Genomic DNA, 23462 nt, shown 5'->3' with positions numbered 1-23462 from the left:
CGTCATACATGCGGGGCAATCTTCACCGCGAGGTCGGCCGGGGCCAACCTCGTGGCCGCATGGGGAGTTGCCCTTGCCGGCGGAGTCTGCATGCTGCAGCGCACTGGCCGGACGCGTGTGGAATCGGAAGCTCAGATGGATACGTCCTTCTTCAACGACTTGCTGTCGGTGATTGTCGACCGCGGTCGCGCGCTGATCGACCGCCGCGAGAGACGGCCATCGGGACGCTCGCTCGGCAGTCTTGCCGCCGAGCTGCTGTCGGGACGCGGTGAGGCCACCGGCGTGGCGCTGGCGCGCGAACTGCTCGACAGCTACGACATGCTCGATTCGGCCGGCAAGACGGCGTTCTTCCGGGTGCTGGCCGAGGAGTTCGGCGCCGATCCTGCAACTCTGGCGGCGGCCGCCCGCGCCTATCTCGACGACCCTAGCGATCACAACGCGATCCGCCTGCACGAGGCCTCGGAACCCCGCCGTCAGGAGCTGATCCGACGGCTCAACCGCGCGCCCGGCGGTACCGCGGCGCTGGTCGCCATGCGCGCCGACCTGCTCGAGCGGCTGCGCGATCATCCCTCGTTCCGGGCCGTCGATGCCGACTTCGCGCATCTGCTCGCCTCGTGGTTCAATCGCGGCTTCCTCGTCCTCAAGCGCATCGACTGGTCGACGCCTGCGGCCATTCTCGAGCGGATCATCCGCTACGAGGCGGTGCATGCGATCAACGGCTGGGAGGATCTGCGCCGCCGCATCGACCCGCGCGACCGTCGCCTCTACGCCTTCTTTCACCCCGCCCTGGTCGACGAGCCGGTGATCTTCGTCGAGGTGGCGCTGACCCCTTCGATTCCCGAGGCGATCGGACCGATCCTGGCCGAGGGCCGCAAGCCGATCGACCCGCAGCAGGCGACCACGGCAGTGTTCTACTCGATCTCCAACTGCCAGGCCGGTCTGAAGGGCATCTCGTTCGGCAACTTCCTGATCAAGCAGGTGGTCGAGGAGCTGGCCCGCACGCTGCCGGGCCTCAAGACCTTCGTCACCCTCTCGCCGGTTCCGGGCTTCCGCGCCTGGGTCGAGGCGCAGCGCGCCGACGCGGGCGGCATCCCCGGTATCGACCCGAAGGTGCTGGACATCCTGGACAGCGAGGGCTGGTGGGCCGACGAGCGGGCCGAACGTGTCAGGCCGGAGCTGATGGCGCTCGCCGCACGCTACTTCCTGCTTGCCAAGACCTCCCGCGGAACGCCGCCCGATCCGGTCGCCCGGTTCCATCTCGGCAACGGCGCACGGCTCGAGCGGCTCGACTTCCTTGGCGATCCCTCGCCCAAGGGCATCGCCGAATCCTATGGCCTGATGGTCAATTATCTCTATGATCCGAGGCAGATCGAACGCAATCACGAGGCCTACGCCAACAAGGGCGAGGTTGTGGCGAGCCCAGCCGTGAAGCGCCTTGTCAGGTCGATGGCGGCCGCGACGTCGGTGCTCGTCGCCGTCACCGCCGGCGGCTGATCCCCGCATTCCCTCCCCGCGGCGGAGCGGCAGGTCCCGGGCCGAGGGGCCTGCCGGTCATCTGCAGCGTTCCTGACTTGCCGGTATCGCGGCACCTGTCGCTGCAGCGCAGCATCTGCTTGACCGTTCCCTGCGACCGGTTTATCTGCACCGTCCGGACGGTACAAGGAGCTGCCGTAATGGCTGGTCGCGAGCGCATCCGCAATCCGAAGTCGAAGGCGAGGATCCTCGAGGCTGCCGAGCGCGTGGTCGCGAAGCGGGGGCCGGCCAACCTGACCCTCGACGCCGTCGCGGCGGAGGCAGGGTTGAGCAAGGGTGGCCTGCTCTACAACTTCCCCTCCAAGCAGTCGCTGATCGAGGGGATGTTGCAAAGCTTCTGCGACCGCCACCGCGCCTATCTTGCCGAGTTGCGCGAACAGGATGGCGCCCGCCCGAACGCAGCGGTGCGCAACCTGCTCGCCGCCAAGCGGGACATCCCGCTCGATCGCGGCGCAAAGCTCGCGGTCCTGGCCGGCGTGGCCGAGAATCCGGATCTGCTGGCGCCGCTGCGCGTCGAACTTGAAGAAACGCTGCGCGAGCTCGAGCAGGATTCGCCCGATCCCCGCCTGGCGCTCCTGGTCTGGCTCGCCTCCGACGGTCTGATGTTCTGGGAACTGCTCGGCATTTCTCCGCTCGACGATGCTGGCCGTGCGCAGATCTGCGCCTATATGCGCTCGCTCGTGGACGACGACACATCCACCGCCGCCCCCGCCGCGTCGAGCCTGAATTCCTGACGATCACGCGCCGTTACGGATCGCGGCTGCACTCTGGACGAGGAATGTCCCATGCGCTGGGTAAGGATGTTGGTGATGCTCGTGATCGCCGGTGTGATCTTCGGCGGCGTCTACGGCTTCATCATGTTCAGGAACAAGATGATCGCCGAGTACTTCGCCAACATGCCGAAGCCGGTGATCAGCGTCTCGACGGCGACGGCCACCACCGACCGCTGGCACACCACCGTCCCGGCGATCGGCACGCTGCGTGCCGTCAACGGCGTCGATGTGACGCCGTCCGTCGGCGGCGTGGTGCAGTCGATCAGCTTCAACTCGGGTGACACCGTGAAAGCCGGCGATGTGCTGGTGAAGCTCGATTCCGAGATCGAGGAAGCCAATCTGCGCGCTGCCGAGGCCAATTTCCTGCTGTCCGAGGCCAATTACAAGCGCATCGCCTCGCTGGCGCCGGGCGCGACCGTCTCGCAGGCCAACATCGACGAACGGCTCTACCAGATGGAATCCCAGCGCGCCCAGGTCGCCGCGCTGCAGGCCCAGATTGACAAGAAGACGGTCACCGCGCCCTTCGACGGCGTGCTCGGCATCCGTCAGGTCGATCTCGGCCAGTACATCCAACCCGGCACTCCGATCGTCAACCTGCAGAACCTCGACACCCTGCTCGTCGAATTCAGCGTCGGCCAGCGAGATCTCAACCAGATCGTCCCCGGCCGGGCGATCCGCGTGACCAGCGACGCCGCTCCGGGCAAGGTCTTCGACGGCACGATCACGTCGCTCGAGCCGCGCGTCGATCCGGCCACGGGGCTGATCCGGGTCGAGGGAACCATCCCCAACCCCGACAGGGCGCTGCGTCCCGGCATGTTCGCCAACGTTTCGGTCGAGCTTGCGGACGAACGCGAGGTGGTCGTCGTGCCCTCCTCGGCGATCAGCTACAATCTCTATGGCGACTTCGTCTACGTCGTCGAACCTGCCGCCGAGGGTGCCGAGCATCCCACCGTGAAGCGCGTCGTGGTGCGCGTCGGCGACCGGCGCGGCAACAGGGTCGTGATCGAGGAAGGGGTGGCCGCCGGCGACATCGTGGTTACCGCCGGCCAGCTCAAGCTTTCGCCGGGGATGCAGATCTCGGTGTCGGAGGAGCCGATGCCGCAGCCCGACGTCACCGCCCAACCCTATTAGACCGGACCTTACGGCGCGTCCCGGCCAGAGCCGAGGGGAGCAGATCCCGTGTTCGACATCTTCATCAGGCGCCCGGTGCTGGCGGTGGTCGTCAGCCTGCTGATCTTCGTGGTCGGTCTCAACTCGGCCGCCAATCTCCAGGTTCGCCAGTACCCGGAGATGCAGAACACCGTCATCACCATCACCACCACCTATCCCGGGGCGGACGCCAACCTGATGCAGGGGTTCGTCACCGAGCCGATCGAGAAGGCCGTCGCCAGCGCCGACGGCATCGACTACATCACCTCGAGGAGCGCCCAGAGCGCCAGCGTCATCCAGGTCTTCGTGCGCCTGAACTATGACGCCAACGCCGCCATGACCGACGTCACCGCCAAGGTGAACCAGGTCCGTGCGCAGCTGCCTTCCGACATCAACGACCCGGTACTGGTCAAGGCAACCGGCGACACATTCGCGTCGATGTACATCGCCTTCACCTCGCCGGTCCTGACCGAGGAGCAGATCACCGAATACCTGACCCGCGTCGTGCAGCCGCGCCTGTCGGTGGTGCCGGGAGTCGCCTCCCCGGACATCCTCGGTTCGCGCACCTTCGCGATGCGCGTGTGGATCGACCCGCTGAAGCTCGCCCAGTTCGGGCTGACCGCGGCCGAGGTTGTCGCCGCGCTGCAGGCCAACAACTTCTCCGCTGCTGCGGGCGCGACCAAGGGCTACTACGACGTCATTACCAACCGCGCCATGACCGATTCGACCTCGGTCGAGGAATTCCGCAAGCTGGTGGTGCGCAACAGCGGCACCGACATCGTCCGGCTCGGCGATGTCGCGACGATCGAACTGGGCTCCCAGAACCAGGACTCGGCGGTGGTGGTGAGCGGCAAGTCGGCGGTGTTCCTCGGCATCAAGGTCGCCTCCGATGCCAACGCGATCACCGTCGTGCGCGACGTGCGCGAGGTGTTGCCGCAGATTGCCGCCGAGCTGCCGGAAGGGCTCGAGCTCGAAATCGTCTACGACGCCACCGAGTTCATCCAGGAATCGATCTACGAGGTGCTGAAGACCGTCGGCGAGGCCGCTGCGATCGTGATCGTCGTGATCTTCCTGTTTCTCGGCTCGGTGCGCGCCACCATCATTCCGATGGTGACGATCCCGCTGTCACTGATCGGCGTGATGACCGCGCTGTGGGCGCTCGGGTTCTCGATCAACCTGTTGACGCTGCTGGCGATGGTGCTGGCGATCGGCCTCGTCGTCGACGACGCGATCGTCGTGCTCGAGAACATCCACCGCCACATCGAGGAAGGATTGACACCGTTCCAGGCGGCGATCCGCGGCACACGCGAGATCGCCACCCCGGTGATCTCGATGACCATCACGCTGGCGGCGGTCTACGCGCCGATCGCGCTGACCGGCGGACTCACCGGGACGCTGTTCCGCGAATTCGCGCTGACGCTTGCCGGCGCCGTCATCGTGTCGGGAATCGTCGCGCTGACGCTATCGCCGATGATGAGCTCGAAGCTGCTGCGCCATACCCGCGCCGGCGGCTTCGCCGCGCGCGTCGATCGAGTCTTCGGCGCCCTGCAGCGCGGCTATGCGCGGGCGCTGCGCGGGTCGCTGCGCGAGCGGGCGAGCACGGTCGCCTTCGCCCTGATCGTGGTCGGCATGATCGGCCTGCTGTTCCCGCAGATCCGGCAGGAAATGGCGCCCGAGGAGGATCAGGGCGCGCTATTCACCATCTACAACGGCCCGAGCTATGCCAATATCGACTACATGAACCTCTATGCCGATGACGTTGCGGCAGCATTCACGGCCATGCCGGAGACCGATCTCGGCTTCACCATCACCGGCTTCGACGGCACGCCCAGTGCGGCGCTCGGCATTGGCACCTTCGTGCCGTGGTCGGAGCGCACGCGCTCGGCCAAGGAAATGAGCCAGGAGGTGCAGAGCCGGATCAACGCGATACCGGGCATCAAGGGATCGGTGTTCTCGCCGCCGCCGCTGCCGACATCGGGGGCCGGCTTCCCGGTCTCCTTCGTGGTCCAGACCACCGCCGACTACGAGCAGCTCGCCCAGGTCACCGAGCAGATCCTGCAGGCCGCGCAGGCCAGTGGCCAGTTCCTGTTCATCGATTCCGACCTGAAGTTCGACACTCCGCAGACGGTGATCGAGATCGATCGCGACAAGGCGGGTGCGCTCGGCATCACCATGCGCGACATCGGCACGACCTTCGCGGCGATGACCGGCGGCAACTACGTCAACCTGATCAATCTCGGCGGCCGGTCCTACCAGGTGATCCCGCAGGTGCCGCGCGCCGACCGGCTCGACCCCGCTCAGCTCGGCAGCTACTACGTAAAGACGGCCAGCGGCGACATGGTGCCGCTGTCGAGCCTGATCACCATCCGGCAGGTGGTGATGCCGGCGAGCCTCAACCGCTTCAACCAGCTCAACGCGGCGACCATCAACGGCGTGCCGATGATCGGCCTGACCCCCGGCGACGCGCTTGCCTTCCTGCAGCAGGAGGCGGCGCGCAGCCTGCCCGAGGGGTTCTCGATCGACTATGCCGGCAGCTCGCGGCAATTCGTCCAGGAGGGCAGCGCGCTCTATCTCGTGTTCGTCTTCGCGATCGTGGTGATCTATCTGGTGCTCGCTGCCCAGTACGAAAGCCTGCGCGACCCGCTGGTCATCCTCGTCTCGGTGCCGCTGTCGATCGTCGGCGCGCTGATCCCGCTGGCGCTGGGGCTCACCTCGATGAACATCTACAGCCAGATCGGGCTGGTGACGCTGATCGGTCTCATCACCAAGCATGGCATCCTGATCTGCGAGGTGGCGCGCGAGCAGCAGGAGCAGCATGGCCTGTCGCGCGCCGAAGCCGTCGCGCATGCAGCGGAACTGCGCCTGCGGCCGATCCTGATGACCACCGCCGCCATGGTCGCCGGCCTGTCGCCGCTGCTGTTCGCGGGCGGGGCGGGCGCGGCAAGCCGTTTCGCCATCGCGGTGCCGATCGTCGCCGGTCTGCTGATCGGCACCCTCTTCACCCTGTTCGTGCTGCCGGTGATCTATACCTTCCTCGCCTCGGACCGGGCCGGCCATCGCGAGAAGCTCGCCGCGGAGGAGAAGGCGCTGGCGGAGATCGGCGCCGCACCGCCCGCGCCCGGCGCGCGCTGAGAGCGCCGGCGGGCGAACCGAGCCTGCAGTCGCCGCCTTTCGCGGCTTGTGCTCAGAATTGAGCCACTCTCACATGTGCCCAAGTGTTGGGCATATGCTGGAGAGTGCGCCAATTCTTTTTGCGGTGCACCATTTCCCTGACAGAGACCGCCAGCCGTCGGAAACCCTCCATTCTCCAGACGTTTGACTGCCCCCGTCGACGATCTCGGCCGATTGGCCCGGCTCTTGCGTGACACGTCGGGTGGCCGCACGGCCACCGATCAACGAGGGGAGAGTCGAATGACCAGATGTTGGAAGGGGCTTCTGGCGGGCATCGGCGCGGCGGGGTTGGCGCTGGCGACCGCAGCCGCGCCCGCTGCGGCGCAGGAGACGATCAAGGTCGGCATCCTGCATTCGCTTTCGGGGACGATGGCGATCTCCGAGACGACGCTCAAGGACGTCATGCTGATGCTCATCGAGGAGCAGAACAAGAAGGGCGGCCTGCTCGGCAAGCAGCTCGAGGCGGTCGTTGTCGATCCGGCCTCCGACTGGCCGCTGTTCGCGGAGAAGGCGCGCGAGCTGCTTGCCCAGGACAAGGTCGCCGCGGTGTTCGGCTGCTGGACCTCGGTCAGCCGCAAGTCGGTCCTGCCCGTCTTCGAGGAACTGAATGGCATCCTATTCTATCCCGTTCAGTACGAGGGCGAGGAATCCTCCCGCAACGTCTTCTACACCGGCGCTGCCCCGAACCAGCAGGCCATTCCCGCCGTCGACTACCTGATGGAGAACGAGGGCGTCGAGCGCTGGGTGCTGGCCGGCACCGACTACGTCTATCCGCGCACCACCAACAAGATCCTCGAGGCCTACCTGAAGTCGAAGGGCGTCGCCGAGCAAGACATCATGATCAACTACACGCCGTTCGGGCATTCCGACTGGCAGTCGATCGTCTCGGAGATCAAGGCCTTCGGATCCGCCGGCAAGAAGACGGCGGTGGTATCCACCATCAACGGCGATGCCAACGTGCCATTCTACAAGGAGCTCGGCAACCAGGGCATCAAGGCCGAGGACATTCCCGTCGTCGCCTTCTCGGTCGGCGAGGAGGAGCTCGCCGGGCTCGACACGGCACCGCTGGTCGGCCATCTCGCCGCCTGGAACTACTTCATGAGTGTCGACACGCCGGAGAATGAGGAGTTCATCGCCGCCTGGCAGGAGTTCATCAAGGATCCCGAGCGTGTCACCAACGATCCGATGGAAGCCCACTACATCGGCTTCAACATGTGGGTTAAGGCGGTCGAGAAGGCCGGCACGACCGATCCCGACGCGGTGATCGACGCGATGATCGGCGTCACTGTGCCGAACCTGTCCGGCGGCTACTCGGCGATGATGCCGAACCACCACATCACCAAGCCGGTGCTGATCGGCGAGATCCAGGACGACGGCCAGTTCGAGATTGTCTACGAGACGCCCGGCCTCGTCGTCGGCGACGAGTGGTCGGATTATCTCGAGGGCTCCAAGGACCTGATCTCCGACTGGCGGGCGCCGCTCAGCTGCGGAAACTTCAACGTCGTCACCGGCAAGTGCGGCGGCCAGGGCTCCTGAGCGCCGGAGCTTAACCAGAGGGGGACGCCGCCGGACGATGCGACCGCACTGGGTTGCCGGTCCGGCGGCGAATCCTCGCCCCTTCCACCAAACCGTTGCCGACGGGCCGATCTGCCGATGTACCTGCTTCTCGCCCGACTGTTTGCCGCGATCCTTCTTGCCGCCGTGCTCGCTGCGGGCAGGGCCGAGGCCCAGGATGCCGCGCCCGATCTCGGACGCCTCGTCGATGGCCTCGCCATCGGCGGTTTTGCCGGAACCGAGGCCGCGGTCGCGGCGCTGGGCGCGACCGGCAATCCCGCCGTCGCCCCGATCCTCGAGACGCTCGCCGCCGGCGATCTCTATGTCCGCAAGAGCGACGGCAAGGTGTTCTTCGCCCGCCGCGACGGCGCCGACTTCGCGCTGACCGATCCGCTGACCGGCGAGGATGCCGGAACAGCCGGTCGCGCCGCCGTCGACAAGATCCGCGTCAACAACAGCCTGCGGCGCGCGGTGCGCAGCGCCCTGGCCGGCCTGACGCTCAACAGCCCCGACGCCTCGGTCAGGCTTGCCGCAGCCCGAACGCTGTTCCGTACGCCGGATCCCGAGATGATCAAGGTACTGGATCACGCCATCGCCGAGGAGGAAGACGCGGGCGTGCGCCGGGCGATGCAGCAGGCGCGCGCGGCAATCGTCGTCACCTCCGATGCCGGCGATGCCGATCGCATCGCGGCGATCGCGACGGTCGCCGCGCGCGGCGATCAGGAGGCGCTGGCGATGCTCTCGGCGGTCGCGGCGGCCAGCGACGGCGAGGTCCGGGCCGCCGCCGAGGCCGCCGTGTCGCGCCTCGAGCAGCAGCGCGCGATGTGGAACGCCGCGCAGAACGTCTGGTACGGCATCTCGCTCGGCGCGGTGCTGCTGCTCGCCGCGATCGGGCTTGCCATCACCTTCGGCGTGATGGGCGTCATCAACATGGCACATGGCGAGATGGTGATGATCGGCGCCTACACGACCTTCGTCGTGCAGGAGATCGTCCGCGCCCACGCGCCCGGCCTGTTCGACGCCTCGGTCGTTGTCGCCCTGCCGCTCGCCTTCCTGGTGGCGGGCGCGATCGGGGTGGCGATCGAGCGCGGCATCATCCGCTTCCTGTACGGCCGGCCGCTGGAAACGCTGCTCGCCACCTGGGGCCTGTCGCTGATCCTGCAGCAGGCGGTGCGCACCATGTTCGGGCCGACCAACCGCCAGGTCGGCGCTCCGTCCTGGATGTCGGGCGCCTTCGAACTCGGAGGGATGGCGATCACCTACAACCGGCTGGTCATCGTGCTGTTCGCCCTCACCGTCTTGCTGCTGCTCGTGGCGGCGCTGAAATACACCGCCTTCGGCCTGAGGATGCGCGCCGTCACCCAGAACCGCCGCATGGCCGGCTCGATGGGCATCCGCACATCTTGGGTCGACGCGATGACCTTCGGCCTCGGTTCCGGCATCGCCGGCATTGCCGGCGTGGCGCTCAGCCAGATCGACAATGTCAGCCCCAATCTCGGTCAGGGCTACATCATCGATTCCTTCATGGTCGTGGTGTTCGGCGGGGTCGGCAATCTGTGGGGCACGCTGGTCGGCGCGATGACGCTCGGCATCGTCAACAAGTTCCTCGAGCCTTATGCCGGCGCCGTGCTCGGCAAGATCCTGGTGCTGGTGTTCATCATCCTGTTCATCCAGAAGCGCCCGCGCGGACTGTTCGCGCTGAAGGGCCGGGCTGTGGAGGCGTGATGACCCGGTATTCCCGCCGCTCCGGCTGCCGCACCGCGTGCCACTTGGCGACGAGCCGCGGGCCGTTCCCGATGCAATGTCTCCGTCATCCCGGATGTCGCTCCGTCGGCGATCCGGAATCGGAACGCGTCGGCCGTCGCGAGGTCCCGGCCCCGGCTCGGCCTTCGGCCATCCGGAATGACGCTGTCCAGGTGGGAGGCCGCGCTGCGATCCGCCGGGCCGCGCGGGAGATCCGGCCATGATCCTGCGCGCGCTCGGCGACAAGGCATCGATCTTCGTCGCACTCCTTCTCGCCGTTGCCCTCGTCGTGCCGGCGCTCAACCTGCTCCTGCCGGTGAATCACCCGCTGCATGTCTCCAGCTACTTCGTCTCGCTGATCGGCAAGTACCTCGCCTTCGCGCTGCTGGCGCTGTCGGTCGATCTGATCTGGGGCTTTGCCGGCATCCTGTCGCTCGGCCACGGTGCCTTCTTCGCGCTCGGCGGCTACGCCATGGGCATGTATCTGATGCGCCAGATCGGCAGCCGCGGCGTCTACGGCAATCCCGACCTGCCGGACTTCATGGTGTTCCTCAACTGGCAGGAACTGCCCTGGTACTGGTACGGGTTCGACCAGTTCTGGTTCGCCGTGCTGATGGTCGTGCTGGCACCCGGCCTGCTCGCCTTCGTGTTCGGCTGGTTCGCCTTCCGCTCGCGGGTGACCGGCGTCTACCTGTCGATCATCACCCAGGCGATGACCTTCGCGCTGATGCTGGCCTTCTTCCGCAACGACATGGGGTTCGGCGGCAACAACGGGCTGACCGATTTCAAGGACATCCTCGGCTTCAGCATCCAGGCGGCCGAGACCCGCGCCGCGCTGTTCGCTGCGACCGCGCTCGCGCTTGCGGCGGGGTTCGTCCTTTGCCGCATGGTGGTCACCTCCAAGCTCGGCAAGGTGCTGGTCGCGGTCCGCGACGCCGAAAGCCGCACCCGCTTCCTCGGCTACCGGGTCGAGCACTACAAGCTGTTCGTCTGGGTTCTGTCGGCGATGCTGGCGGGCATCGCCGGCGCGCTCTACGTGCCGCAGGTCGGCATCATCAACCCGGGCGAGTTCGCGCCGGCCAACTCGATCGAGGTCGTCGTCTGGGTCGCCGTCGGAGGCCGGGGCACGCTGGTCGGGCCGGTCATCGGCGCGGTGCTGGTCAACTACGCCAAGACCTATTTCACCGCCGCGCTGCCGGACATCTGGCTGTTCGCGCTGGGCGGCCTGTTCATCGCGGTGACGCTGTTCCTGCCGAAGGGCATCGTCGGCACCATCGCTGCGTTGCGATCCCGCCGCCGTTCTGCGCTGCAGCCCGCCGCCGACCGAGCAGGCTGCGCTGAAGCCAAGGCGGGCATCGTCGTCAGCAAGCCGCAGGCGGCGGAATGAGGGGGCAGGCATGGACGACAGGCTGACCAATACCCTTCTCTATCTCGACAACGTTTCGGTCTCCTTCGACGGCTTCCGGGCGTTGAACGGCCTGTCGCTGGTCATCGAGCCCGGCGAGATGCGCGCCATCATCGGCCCGAACGGGGCCGGCAAGACCACCATGATGGACTGCATCACCGGCAAGACCCGGCCCGACGAAGGCACGATCCTGTTCGAGGGGGCGACCGATCTCACCCGCCTCGACGAGGCCGCCATCGCCGAACTTGGCATCGGACGCAAGTTCCAGCGGCCGACAGTGTTCGAGAGCCACACCGTCTGGGACAATCTCGAGCTTGCGCTGAAGGCCCCGCGCGGTCCGTTCGCGGCGCTGTTCCACCGCACCGACGATGCAGAGCGCGCCCGCATCGACGCAATCCTGACGACCATCCGTCTGGCCGACAAGCGCAACGAGCTCGCCGCCAATCTCAGCCACGGCCAGAAGCAGTGGCTCGAGATCGGCATGCTGCTCGCCCAGTCGCCGAAACTGCTGCTCGTCGACGAGCCGGCGGCGGGCATGACCGACGCCGAGACCGCCGAGACCGCGATCCTGCTCAAGGAGATCGCCAAGACCCGGTCCGTCGTGGTCGTCGAGCACGACATGGAATTCGTGCGCGATCTCGGGGTCAAGGTCACCGTGCTGCACGAGGGCTCGGTGCTTGCCGAAGGCTCGCTCGACCACGTCTCTGCCGACCCGCGCGTGGTCGAGGTCTATCTGGGGCGCTGAAGGATGCTGAGCGTCGAGGCTGTCGATCTCCACTACGGCGCGGCGCAGGCGCTGTGGCGTGTCTCGCTCGCCGCCGAGCCCGGCAAGGTCACCTGCCTGATGGGCCGCAACGGCGTCGGCAAGACCTCGCTGCTGAAGGCCATTGTCGGCCAGCACGCGGTCTCCGCCGGCAGGATCGTCTGGGAAGGGCGCGACCTGGCGGACCTGAGGCCGTACGATCGGGCCCGCTGCGGGATCGCCTATGTGCCGCAGGGCAGGGAGATCTTCCCGCTGCTCAGCGTCGAGGAGAACCTGCAGACCGGCTTCGCGGCGCTGCCCCGGGGCGTCCGGCGCACAGTTCCCGACGAGGTGTTCGAGCTGTTTCCCGTGCTTGCCACCATGCGGCGGCGCCGCGGCGGCGACCTGTCCGGCGGCCAGCAGCAGCAGCTCGCCATCGGCCGGGCGCTCGTCACCCGGCCGCGCCTGCTCGTCCTCGACGAGCCGACCGAGGGCATCCAGCCCTCGATTATCAAGGACATCGGCCGAGCCATCGCCTATCTTCGCGACAAGGGAACCATGGCGATCCTGCTCGTCGAGCAGTATTTCGATTTCGCCCGTGACCTGGCGGATAGTTTCGCCGTCATGGATCGCGGCGAGATCGTGCTCGCCGGCACGCGCGACGAGATGGTGGAGGAGGATGTACGACGTCGCCTCACGGTCTGATGCTGGCCCCGTCGCCTCCACCGGTTGCCCATCCGGCCGCCTGCAGCGGGCGGACGGCGAGATCCGCCTCGCCTTCGCGGGCGCCGGCGGCGGCGTCCGCGAGGCCTATCAGCAGGGCTCGGCGAAGGTTCGGTTCCCGCGCAACTACGAGGCTGACGGCATGATCGAGGCGGTGCTGCTCAACACGGCCGGCGGCGTCACCGGCGGCGACCGGTTCCGCATCAGCGCCGAAGCGGGCGAGAGGAGTGCCGCGGTGCTGACGACGCAGGCCGCGGAAAAGGCCTACCGCTCGACGGGCGGCGAGGCCCGGATCGACGTTACGCTGGTTGCGGCGTCGGGGGCCCGGCTGGGCTGGCTTCCGCAGGAAACGATCCTGTTCGACGGGGCGAGGCTCGCCCGCACCCTCACCCTCTCGTGTGACGGATGTGCCGAGGCGCTGCTGTGCGAGGCGGTCGTGCTCGGCCGTACCGCGTCCGGTGAGCGCGTGAGGCAGGGCAGGCTGACGGACCGCTGGCGCATCCGCCGCGGCGACCGGCTGGTCTATGCCGACGATTTGAGGATCGACGGGGCCGCTTGGGAGCACCTGGCCGGTCCGGCGACCCTTGCGGGCGGTCGGGCATTCGCTAGCCTGCTGCTGGTGGCGGGGGATGCCGGGTCCCGACTTGACCGGGCGCGCAGCGCGCTGGACGGTGCCGGCGTCCGGGCCGGCGCCAGCGCCTGGGATGGTCTCCTGTCGGCCCGCGTCGTCGCCGGCGACGGGGCGGGACTGCGGCAGGCGCTGTGCAGACTGTTCGCTGCGACCGGCTGGGCCGCGCCGCGGTCCTGGATGATCTGAAGGGGGGAACCGTGAAGCTGACGCCAAGGGAGAAGGACAAGCTGCTGGTGGCTCTTGCCGCCGATGTCGCCCGCCGCCGGCTCGCCCGCGGCGTGAAGCTGAACTATCCCGAGACGATCGCGCTGATCACCGATTATGTCGTCGAGGGAGCGCGCGACGGCCGATCCGTCGCCGACCTGATGGAGGCCGCTGCCCATGTGGTCACCGCCGATCAGGTGATGCCGGGCATCGCCGCGATGATCACCGAGGTGCAGGTCGAGGCGACATTTCCCGACGGCACCAAGCTGGTGACGGTGCACCAGCCGATCCGGGGCGGCACCCCCGCCGGCATCGTGCCGGGCGAGATCGCCACCGCCGCTGGCGACATCGAGCTCAACGCCGGGCGCCAGACGGTGACGCTGCAGGTCTCCAACACCGGCGACCGGCCGGTGCAGGTCGGCAGCCACTACCATTTCTTCGAGACCAACGAGGCGCTTGCCTTCGATCGCGAGAAGGCGCGCGGCTTCCGGCTCGACATTCCCGCCGGCACCGCCGTGCGCTTCGAGCCCGGCCAGACGCGCGAGGTGAGGCTGGTCGCACTGTCGGGAACGCGGACCGTGTATGGGTTCAACAGCAAGGTCATGGGGGAGCTGTGATGGAAGGGTGGCGTTTCGCCGGCCGCGCACTGGCGGTCGTTGCGGCGCTCGCGCTGCTGGTCGCCCTGACCGGTGACGCCGGCGCCGAGCCGCACGTCGACTGCAACAACGCCGGGACGCAGATGGAACTGAACTATTGCGCCGAGCGCGACTATCTCGCCGCCGATGCGGATCTGAACGAGATCTACCCCCAGGCGATCGAGGCGATGCGTCAGATCGATTCCCGTCTCGAGCCCGGCCGGCGGGGTGCGGTCGAGTCGCTCAGGGCGGCGCAGCGCGCCTGGATCCCGTTCCGCGACAAGGCCTGCGAGGCGGAAGGCTATCTGGTCAGCGGCGGCAGCATGATGGCGCTGATCGTCTATGGTTGCCTCGAGCGTCTGACCCGCCAGAGGGTCGAGGATCTCGAAGGTCTCGTTTACGGCATGGGCAACTGAAGGATGGCCGCCCGCCGGCCTCGGCCCGGCTGGACGGTCAGGAAGGACGGATTGCAGATGGCCAGGATGAAGCGCGCCGCCTATGCCCACATGTTCGGTCCCACGGTGGGCGACCGTGTCCGGCTCGCCGACACCGATCTCTGGATCGAGGTCGAGAAGGACTTCACGACCTATGGCGAGGAGGTGAAGTTCGGCGGTGGCAAGGTGATCCGCGACGGTATGGGGCAGAGCCAGGTGACGCGCGCCGCCGGCGCGGTGGACACCGTGATCACCAATGCGCTGATCCTCGACCACTGGGGGATCGTCAAGGCCGATGTCGGTCTGAAGGACGGCCTGATCGTGGGCATAGGCAAGGCCGGCAATCCCGACATCCAGCCCGGCGTCGACATCATTGTCGGCCCCGGTACCGAGGCGATCGCGGCCGAGGGCAGGATCCTCACCGCCGGTGGATTCGACGCCCACATCCACTTCATCTGCCCCCAGCAGGTGGAAGAGGCGCTGATGTCGGGCATCACCACGATGCTCGGCGGCGGCACCGGTCCGGCGCACGGCACGCTGGCGACGACCTGCACGCCCGGACCCTGGCACATCGCGCGCATGATCGAGGCGTCCGACGGATTGCCGATGAACATCGGCTGGTCGGGGAAGGGCAACGCCTCACGCCCCGACGCCCTCGTCGAACAGGTGCTGGCCGGCGCGTGTGCGCTGAAGCTTCACGAGGACTGGGGCACGACGCCCGCCGCCATCGACTGCTGCCTCTCGGTTGCCGACGATCTCGACGTGCAGGTGATGATCCACACCGATACGCTGAACGAATCGGGCTTCGTCGAGAACACGGTGAAGGCGATCGGCGGGCGGACGATTCATGCCTTCCATACGGAGGGTGCCGGCGGCGGCCACGCGCCCGACATCATCAAGGTCTGCGGGCTGGCCAATGTGATCCCGTCCTCGACCAATCCGACGAGGCCCTACACCGCCAACACGGTCGACGAGCATCTCGACATGCTGATGGTCTGCCATCACCTCGATCCGTCGATTCCGGAGGACGTCGCCTTCGCCGAGAGCCGCATCCGCAAGGAGACGATCGCCGCCGAGGACATCCTGCACGACATCGGCGCATTCTCGATCATCGCCTCCGACAGCCAGGCGATGGGGCGGGTCGGCGAGGTGGTGATCCGCACCTGGCAGACCGCCCACAAGATGAAGGTGCAGCGCGGCCGGCTGCGCGAGGAGTCCGGCGACAACGACAATGTCAGGGTCAAGCGCTATGTCGCCAAGTACACGATCAATCCGGCGATCGCGCACGGCATCTCGGCCCATATCGGCTCGGTCGAGGTCGGCAAGCGGGCCGATCTGGTGCTGTGGTCGCCGGCCTTCTTCGGGGTCAAGCCCGAACTGGTGCTGCTCGGTGGCATGATCGCGGCCGCGCCGATGGGCGATCCGAACGCCTCGATTCCAACGCCGGAGCCGGTCCACTACCGGCCGATGTTCGGCAGCTACGGCAAGGCTCTGTCCGGGTCGTCCGTCACCTTCGTCTCCAAGGCATCGCTCGACGCCGGCCTCGCCGGCCGTCTCGGGGTCGCCAAGACGCTGGTGGCGGTGGAGAACACCCGCAGCGGCATCTCCAAGGCAAGCATGGTGCACAATTCGGCGACTCCGCATGTCGAGGTCGATCCGGAAACCTACGAGGTGCGCGCCGACGGCGAATTGCTGACCTGCGAGCCGGCGCGAGAATTGCCGATGGCGCAGCGCTACTTCATGTTCTGAGGCGAACGATGAGACCCGCCAGAGCACCGACCGCGGACGACGGACGCGGCTGCGAATTGGACGTTGCAACGGGGGAGCAGGGGCTATGCTGCGCGCGCTGAAGGTCTTGCCGAGGGGAACGTTCCAGACGGCGGTCGATTCGATCACGCTGGATGCCGAGGCACGCTACCGCCGCCGGATCGCGCTGAAAGGCGACAAGGGCACCGAATTCCTGCTCGACCTGCCCGAGGCGGCCGTCATCGGCAACGGCGACGGGCTCGAGCTCGAGGACGGGCGTGTGGTCATTGTGAGCGCCGCCGAGGAGACGCTCACCGAGATCACGGCGGCGACGCCACATCAGCTTCTCAAGCTCGCCTGGCACATCGGCAACCGGCACATCCCGGCCGAGATCCAGCCGGACCGCATCCTGATCCGCCCTGACCATGTGATCGCAGAGATGCTGGTCGGACTGGGCGCCAGCGTGCGCGACGTGCGCGCCCAGTTCCTGCCCGAGGGTGGTGCCTACGCCCATCATCACGACCGGATGTACCGCGATCATGACGGGGACGGCGATGGCTGAGGCGGGGATGGCCGGGTCCGGAGCGTCTCGAGGCGCTGACGCAGCCGCTCTGTACCGGCTGATGGCGTGGCTGTCGCCGGCCTATCCCGTCGGCGCCTTCAGCCATAGCCATGGCCTCGAATGGGAGGTCGAGGCTGGTAATGTTTGCGATGCGCAGGGGCTGTCCCGCTGGATCGGCGACATTCTCCGCCATGGTGGCGGCCGCCAGGACGCGATCCTGCTGGCGGCAACCTGGCGGGCGATCCGCGGCGGCGATGCGGCCGGACTGGCAATGATCGCCGAACTCGCCGCCGCGCTCTCGCCGTCCCGGGAGCGGCGCACCGAGACCTTGTCGCAGGGCCGCGCCTTCGCGCTCGCCACAGAGGCCGCGTGGCCGGCGGGCGTCGGCGAGGATCCGGCCGACCTCGCCTATCCGGTCGCGGTCGGCCTCGCTGCAGCGCGCCATGGGATTGCGCTCGAACCTGCGCTGGTGGCCTACCTGCATGCCTTCGCCGCCAACCTCGTGTCGGCCGGGGTTCGGCTTGTTCCGCTCGGTCAGACCGACGGTCAGCGCGCCATCGCGCGGCTCGAACCGGTGGTCGCCGCCGTCGCCGCCGAGGCCATGGCGGCGGATCTCGAGGTGATCGGCGGCTGTGCGCTCCTCGCCGACATCGCGTCCATGCGGCATGAGACCCAGTACACGAGGTTGTTCAGGACATGAGCGCGACATCCGTCCCGCAAGCGCTTCCGTCATTCCGGATGCCACTGCCCCGGTGTCGATCCGGGATCGGGCTGGCGGCCGTCCCGGATGACGACCGCGGAAGCGCGGCTCGGTCGGTCATTCCGGGAGGGCAGGCATGACGTCATCACCCAACGGACCCCTCCGGGTCGGCATCGGCGGGCCGGTCGGCTCCGGCAAGACTGCGCTGATGGAGGCCTTGTGCAAGGCCTTGCGCGATACCTACGACATCGCCGCGATCACCAACGACATCTACACCAAGGAGGACGCGCTGATCCTCAATCGGGTGGGCGCCCTGCCGACCGAGCGGATCATGGGAGTGGAGACCGGCGGCTGTCCGCACACGGCGATCCGCGAGGACGCCTCGATCAATCTCGCCGCGATCGCGCAGATGCGCGCCCGCTTCCCCGATCTCGATCTGGTGCTGGTCGAATCGGGCGGCGACAATCTTGCTGCCACGTTCTCGCCGGAGCTTGCCGACCTGACGATCTATGTCATCGACGTCGCGGCCGGCGAGAAGATCCCGCGCAAGGGTGGGCCCGGCATCACCCGCTCCGATCTTCTTGTCATCAACAAGATCGATCTTGCGCCGCTGGTCGGCGCCTCGCTGGAGGTGATGGACCAGGACACCCGCCGCATGCGCGGCGATCGGCCCTACGTGTTCACCAACATGAAGACCCGCGAGGGTCTCGACACGATCATCGCCTTCCTCGAACGGGCCGGGGGGCTTGCCCCGTCCGCCGCCCCCTGATCCGATCTGCCACTCCGGAGACCGTCATGTCGAAGACGATTGCCGCGCCTGCCGCGATCCTCGCCGCCCTCACCGCGACGCCCGTCCTGGCCCATGTCGGCGCCGGCGCCACATCCGGCTTCGCCTCGGGTTTCATGCATCCGATCCTCGGACCCGATCATGTGCTGGCGATGGTTGCCGTCGGCCTGTGGGCGGGGATGGTCGGAGCCCGGGCGATGTGGGCGTGGCCGGCCGCCTTCGTCGGCATGATGGTGCTTGCCGGCGTGCTCGGCATGGCCGGCGTGCCGCTGCCCTTCGTCGAACCGGGCATCCTCGCCTCGGTCATCGTGCTCGGTCTGGCGATCGCGATGGCGCTGCGTGCGCCGGTGTGGCTGGGCGCGGTGATCGTCGGCTTCTTCGCCCTGTTCCATGGCCATGCCCACGGCACCGAGGTGCCGGAGACCGTCGGCGGGCTCGAGTATCTGATCGGGTTCGCCCTTGCCACCGCCCTGCTGCACGGTATTGGCATCGCGCTCTGTGTCGGAATCGCCCGTGTCGGCGTTTCTGCCATTGCCCTGCGCGCGCTGGGTGGGCTCGTGGTGATCGCTGGCATCGCGCTCGCGGTGGGCTGATCGCCCTTCCCGAAGGGCGTTCGGCTACCTATCTGCGGTGCTGGACCAACGCAACGGGATGACCGGACGATGCTGGATACACGCCGCCTGCTCGAGACCCTGACGCAGCTTCAGACAGGCGGACAGGGCGAACCTCCTGCGACCACCGGGGCCAAGGGCACGGACGTCCTGACCGGCGCGCAACAGGCACTCGGCGGTCTGACCGGAGCGCTCGGCAAGGGCCTTGGTGGTTCGGGACTTGCCGGCGGCGCGCTGGCCGGCGGGATCACGGCCCTGCTGCTCGGCACCAAGGCCGGCCGCAAGCTCGGCAGCACCGCCATCAAAGTGGGCGGCCTCGCCCTGCTCGGCGGTCTCGCCTACAAGGCCTACAGCGACTGGCAGGCCGGTCGCACCGGTGTCCCTGCTCAGCAACAGCAGCCTCCGGCGCCGCTGCCGCCGCCCGAATCGAGCGGCTTCGCTGTGCCAGCTACTCCCGAGGGCCAGAACGTCCTTGCCAGAGCCGTCATCCGGGCGATGATCGCCGCCGCCCGGGCCGACGGACGCATCGATGCCGAGGAGACCCGCAAGGTCGAGCAGGCGCTTGCCCAGGCCGGTCTGGCGGACGGCGCCAGGACATTCCTGATCGAGGCGCTGGGACAGCCGGACGACCTCGACGACATCGCCCGCCAGGCGACGACGCCGGAGCTCGCCGCCGAGATGTGGCTCGCCGCGCGGCTGACGATCGATCCCGACACGGCCGAGGAGGCGGCCTTCCTGCGCACCTTCGCCGAACGTCTGCGGCTGGCACCGGATCTCGTCGCGCATCTCGAGGCGACCGCCGCCGCGGCCAGATGATGCCGACGGGTTGCCACATCGGCCGCCGGCGATTGGTGCACGGCAGCGGCATGTGGCGCCGGCGCGGCGTCGTCGGCAATCCCGTCGCCGATACCCGTGCGACGCGCTCGACGCGCGTCGAGCGCGACATCGCCTGAACCATCCTCCATCACACCGGGCACCAGCCCTGCGTGGCAGTGCCGTTCCACGCCCCTTCCGGGCTGCACGAACCCCTGCGCGACCGGTTCGCGAACGTCGCGGCGGCCGATGGCGCGGTCAACCTGCGCTATGTCAAGGAGTCGCTCGGCAAGGGGGCCTAACCTGATAATCCGACAGCGGGCAACGGCCCGCACAGCGCCTGTCCGCAAGCCCGACGGTTCCGAGCGTTCATGACGACACCCTCCGCTGCGAAGTTCCCGGACCGAGAGTCACGGGCCTGGCACGCCATGTCCGTCCACGAGGTCATCGCAGCGCTCGACGCCCATCACAACGGACTGTCGGCCGAGGAGGCGGCGCGGCGGTTGCGGATCCACGGCCCCAACCGCCTGCCGGAGATGCCGCCGCGCCATCCGGTGATCCGCTTCCTGCTGCAGTTCCACAGCGTGCTGATCTATGTGCTGCTGGCCGCGGCGGTGGTCACGGCGGCGATCGGCCACGTCGTCGATTCGGCTGTCATCCTCGCTGTCGTGGTGATCAATGCGATCGTCGGCTTCGTTCAGGAAGGACGGGCGGAGCAGGCGATGGGCGCCATCCGCGCCATGCTGGCGCCCAAGGCGCTGGTTCTGCGCGACGGCCACAGGATGACGGTGGACGCGGCCGACCTCGTGCCCGGTGATGTGGTGGTGCTGGAAGCGGGAGATCGCGTTCCGGCCGATCTGAGGCTGCTCCATGCCAAGTCGGTCGAGGTGGACGAGGCGCCGCTGACCGGCGAATCGCTGCCGGTGGCGAAATCGACCGCCGAGGTTCCGCCGGAGACCCTGCTCGCCGATCGCACCGACATGGCCTATTTCGGCACGCTGCTGACGCGCGGCACCGCCTCCGGCCTCGTCGTTGCGACCGGGGAAGCCACCGAGATCGGCCGGATCGGCCATCTGGTCGGCTCGGTGGGGCGGATCACCACGCCGCTGCTGCGCCAGATGAACCGGTTCGCCCACTGGCTGACATTCACCATCCTTGCGGTCTCGGCGGCGATCTTCGCCTTTGGTGTCCTGGTGCGCGGGTACGATGTCGGCGAACTTTTCCTTGCCGTGGTGGGTCTCGCGGTTGCGGCGATCCCGGAAGGGCTGCCGGCGATCCTGACCATCACCATGGCGATCGGCGTCGAGCGCATGGCGCATCGCAACGCCATCGTCCGCCACCTCCCGGCGGTCGAGACGCTGGGCTCGGTGACGGTGATCTGTTCCGACAAGACCGGGACGCTCACCCGCAACGAGATGACGGTGGAGACCGTTGCCGTCGCCGGCACCGTGTTCGATGTCGAGGGCAGCGGCTACCTGCCGGAGGGAGACATCCGGGACCGCGATGGCGCGGCGGGGGCCGAGGCGAGGCGCGCCCGACTGCGCGAGCTTGTCCGCGGCGCCTGCCTGTGCTCCGACGCGCAGCTTCGCCAGGCCGGCGGCGGCTGGCGTGTCGAGGGTGACCCGATGGAGGGCGCGCTGGTGGTGCTCGCCCACAAGGCGGGGATCGAGCCTGCACGCGACTGCGCGCCGCTGCCGCGCATCGACACGCTGCCGTTCGAGACGACACGGCGGATGATGGCGACGCTGCACCGCGACGACAGCGGCGGGGTGATCTATGCCAAGGGAGCGCCGGAGGTGCTGCTCGGGCTGTGCGACCGGCAGGCCGATCCCGCCGGCGAGAGCGACCTCGACATCGCCTGGTGGCACGACAGGCTCGAGGAGATGGCCGCCGAAGGCCAGCGCGTGCTGGCCGTCGCGTTCCGGCGGACCGCACCGGACAAGGCGGAGATCACCGACGCCGACCTCGAGGCTGGCCTGACGATGCTCGGGCTTCTCGGCATCGCCGATCCGCCCCGCGAAGAGGCGATCGAGGCTGTCCGGCGCTGTCGCGCGGCCGGCATCCGCGTCAAGATGATCACTGGCGACCACGGCGCCACCGCCCGCGCCATCGCCGTTCGCTTCGGCATGGCGGCGGACCGGGTCGTCACCGGACGCGATTTCGAGACGCTCGACTTGCCGGCGCTCGCGCGGATGGCGCGCGAGGTGGACGTCTTCGCCCGCACCGCGCCGGAGCACAAGCTGCGGCTGGTCGAGGCGTTGCAGTCCTGCGGCGAGGTGGTGGCGATGACCGGCGACGGCGTCAACGACGCCCCGGCGCTCAAGCGCGCCGACGTCGGTGTCGCCATGGGCATCAAGGGATCCGAGGCGGCCAGGGAAGCCGCGCAGATCGTGCTCGCCGACGACAACTTTGCCTCGATCGCCCATGCGGTCGAGGAGGGCCGCACGGTCTATCAGAATCTGAAGAAGGCGATCGTCTTCATCCTGCCGACCAATGGCGGTCAGGCGCTGATCGTGATCGGTGCGATCCTGCTGGGTCTCGCCCTGCCGGTGACCCCGTTGCAGATCCTTTGGGTGAACATGGTGACCACGGTGACGCTGGCGCTCGCCTTCGCCTTCGAGCCCGCCGAGCCGGGGACGATGGCGCGTCCGCCGCGGCGGCCCGATGCCCCGATCCTGTCGCCGTTCCTGATCTGGCGCATCGTGCTGGTCTCGCTGCTGATGACGGCGGCCGCGGCCGGGCTGTTCGCGATGGCAGCCGACGAGGATGGCAGTCTCGACCGGGCCCGGACGCTCGCGGTCAACGCGATCGTCGCCTGCGAGGCGCTCTATCTGTTCAATACCCGCCAGCTCGTGGCGCCATCCCTGACCTGGCGGACCTTCACCGGGAGCGTTCCGGCGGTGGTCGCGGTCGCGCTGGTCGCGCTTCTGCAGATCGCCTTCACCTATCTGCCACCGCTGCAGACGGTGTTCGCGACGGTGCCGCTCGACATCGCAGACTGGCTGTGGATCGGTGCGGCAGCGGCGGCCATGTTCCTCATCGTCGAGGCCGAGAAGGCCGTGGCGCGCCGCCGGCGTGCGTAGACACGGGCGAGGCTTGGCAAGCTGCGTCGGGCAGCGGATGATCACACCATGCGAACGAGCAACATCACCACGGGCATCCGCCTGCGCGTCGTGCTGGCGCCGGGCATCGCCATAGGACCGGGCAAGGCCGACCTGCTCGAGGGCATCCGCGACACCGGCTCGATCTCGGCGGCAGGCCGGCGCATGAAGATGAGCTACAAGCGCGCCTGGACATTGGTCGATTCGATGAACCGCTGGTTCCCCGATCCCCTGGTCGAATCCGAGAAGGGCGGCGCACAGGGAGGGGGGGCCCGGCTCACCGGCCGCGGCGAGGCCGTGCTCGCCGCCTACCGGCGGATGGAGGCCTCGGCCGCCGCCGGCGCCGCCGGCGATATCGCGGAGCTCAGGGCCGCTCTGACCTGCCAGGGCGATATGTCCGACGGGACATAGCGGTTGCACTGCATGTAATCCCTCGATATAGTCG

The 23462-nt window shown here is 68.1% G+C and carries 21 protein-coding genes; all 21 read left to right on the top strand.

Annotated elements, in window-relative coordinates; translation table 11 throughout:
• Window positions 1-135: 135 nt before the first annotated feature.
• Complete coding sequence (locus EDC22_RS12320; RefSeq protein WP_132806970.1) at window positions 136-1494, top strand: malonyl-CoA decarboxylase; 1359 nt, start codon at window positions 136-138, stop codon at window positions 1492-1494.
• A gap of 179 nt (window positions 1495-1673) precedes the next feature.
• Window positions 1674-2267, top strand: coding sequence for a TetR/AcrR family transcriptional regulator (locus tag EDC22_RS12315; RefSeq protein WP_132806969.1), 594 nt, complete (start codon window positions 1674-1676; stop codon window positions 2265-2267).
• A gap of 75 nt (window positions 2268-2342) precedes the next feature.
• Window positions 2343-3437, top strand: a complete 1095-nt coding sequence (locus tag EDC22_RS12310; RefSeq protein ID WP_165926890.1) for an efflux RND transporter periplasmic adaptor subunit — start codon at window positions 2343-2345, stop codon at window positions 3435-3437.
• 48 nt (window positions 3438-3485) lie between these two features.
• A complete protein-coding gene (locus EDC22_RS12305) occupies window positions 3486-6587 on the top strand; it encodes an efflux RND transporter permease subunit (protein WP_132806967.1) in 3102 nt (1033 codons plus the stop codon).
• Window positions 6588-6866: 279 nt separating this feature from the next.
• Window positions 6867-8162 (top strand): urea ABC transporter substrate-binding protein, encoded by a 1296-nt coding sequence (gene urtA, locus EDC22_RS12300; protein ID WP_132806966.1) that lies wholly within the window; start codon window positions 6867-6869, stop codon window positions 8160-8162.
• 117 nt (window positions 8163-8279) lie between these two features.
• Complete coding sequence (gene urtB, locus EDC22_RS12295) at window positions 8280-9905, top strand: urea ABC transporter permease subunit UrtB (RefSeq protein WP_132806965.1); 1626 nt, start codon at window positions 8280-8282, stop codon at window positions 9903-9905.
• 238 nt (window positions 9906-10143) lie between these two features.
• Entirely contained in the window at window positions 10144-11310 is a 1167-nt protein-coding gene (urtC, locus tag EDC22_RS12290) for an urea ABC transporter permease subunit UrtC (RefSeq protein ID WP_132806964.1), read from the top strand.
• 10 nt (window positions 11311-11320) lie between these two features.
• Window positions 11321-12073 (top strand): urea ABC transporter ATP-binding protein UrtD, encoded by a 753-nt coding sequence (gene urtD, locus EDC22_RS12285; protein ID WP_132806963.1) that lies wholly within the window; start codon window positions 11321-11323, stop codon window positions 12071-12073.
• Between the two features lie 3 nt (window positions 12074-12076).
• Complete coding sequence (gene urtE / locus EDC22_RS12280) at window positions 12077-12775, top strand: urea ABC transporter ATP-binding subunit UrtE (protein WP_132806962.1); 699 nt, start codon at window positions 12077-12079, stop codon at window positions 12773-12775.
• Entirely contained in the window at window positions 12750-13610 is an 861-nt protein-coding gene (locus EDC22_RS12275) for an urease accessory protein UreD (RefSeq protein WP_132806961.1), read from the top strand. The genes urtE and EDC22_RS12275 overlap by 26 nt, the downstream gene beginning before the upstream one ends.
• Window positions 13611-13621: 11 nt before the next feature.
• Complete coding sequence (locus EDC22_RS12270) at window positions 13622-14245, top strand: urease subunit beta (RefSeq protein ID WP_132806960.1); 624 nt, start codon at window positions 13622-13624, stop codon at window positions 14243-14245.
• A complete protein-coding gene (locus EDC22_RS12265; protein WP_132806959.1) occupies window positions 14245-14679 on the top strand; it encodes a lysozyme inhibitor LprI family protein in 435 nt (144 codons plus the stop codon). Before EDC22_RS12270 ends, EDC22_RS12265 begins: the two co-directional genes overlap by 1 nt.
• A 57-nt stretch (window positions 14680-14736) precedes the next feature.
• A complete protein-coding gene (gene ureC / locus EDC22_RS12260; protein WP_132806958.1) occupies window positions 14737-16446 on the top strand; it encodes an urease subunit alpha in 1710 nt (569 codons plus the stop codon).
• Between the two features lie 85 nt (window positions 16447-16531).
• Window positions 16532-17005 (top strand): urease accessory protein UreE, encoded by a 474-nt coding sequence (locus EDC22_RS12255; RefSeq protein WP_132806957.1) that lies wholly within the window; start codon window positions 16532-16534, stop codon window positions 17003-17005.
• Window positions 16983-17705, top strand: coding sequence for an urease accessory protein UreF (locus EDC22_RS12250; protein WP_425385531.1), 723 nt, complete (start codon window positions 16983-16985; stop codon window positions 17703-17705). Before EDC22_RS12255 ends, EDC22_RS12250 begins: the two co-directional genes overlap by 23 nt.
• A 136-nt stretch (window positions 17706-17841) precedes the next feature.
• Window positions 17842-18474, top strand: a complete 633-nt coding sequence (gene ureG, locus EDC22_RS12245; RefSeq protein ID WP_132806956.1) for an urease accessory protein UreG — start codon at window positions 17842-17844, stop codon at window positions 18472-18474.
• A gap of 26 nt (window positions 18475-18500) precedes the next feature.
• Window positions 18501-19085 carry a HupE/UreJ family protein gene (locus EDC22_RS12240; RefSeq protein WP_132806955.1) on the top strand — a complete coding sequence of 195 codons (585 nt, stop codon included), beginning with the start codon at window positions 18501-18503 and terminating at the stop codon, window positions 19083-19085.
• Between the two features lie 69 nt (window positions 19086-19154).
• Window positions 19155-19919 (top strand): tellurite resistance TerB family protein, encoded by a 765-nt coding sequence (locus EDC22_RS12235; protein ID WP_132806954.1) that lies wholly within the window; start codon window positions 19155-19157, stop codon window positions 19917-19919.
• A gap of 170 nt (window positions 19920-20089) precedes the next feature.
• Window positions 20090-20218, top strand: a complete 129-nt coding sequence (locus EDC22_RS18225) for a hypothetical protein (protein ID WP_281048289.1) — start codon at window positions 20090-20092, stop codon at window positions 20216-20218.
• Window positions 20219-20287: 69 nt separating this feature from the next.
• Complete coding sequence (locus EDC22_RS12230; protein WP_132806953.1) at window positions 20288-22999, top strand: cation-transporting P-type ATPase; 2712 nt, start codon at window positions 20288-20290, stop codon at window positions 22997-22999.
• Between the two features lie 48 nt (window positions 23000-23047).
• Window positions 23048-23428, top strand: coding sequence for a winged helix-turn-helix domain-containing protein (locus EDC22_RS12225; protein WP_132806952.1), 381 nt, complete (start codon window positions 23048-23050; stop codon window positions 23426-23428).
• Window positions 23429-23462: the final 34 nt, after the last annotated feature.

This window comes from Tepidamorphus gemmatus (genome assembly GCF_004346195.1).
Lineage (GTDB): Bacteria > Pseudomonadota > Alphaproteobacteria > Rhizobiales > Tepidamorphaceae > Tepidamorphus > Tepidamorphus gemmatus.
Note: the sequence above shows the minus strand (reverse complement) of the source record. Positions and strands in the feature narration are given on the sequence as shown.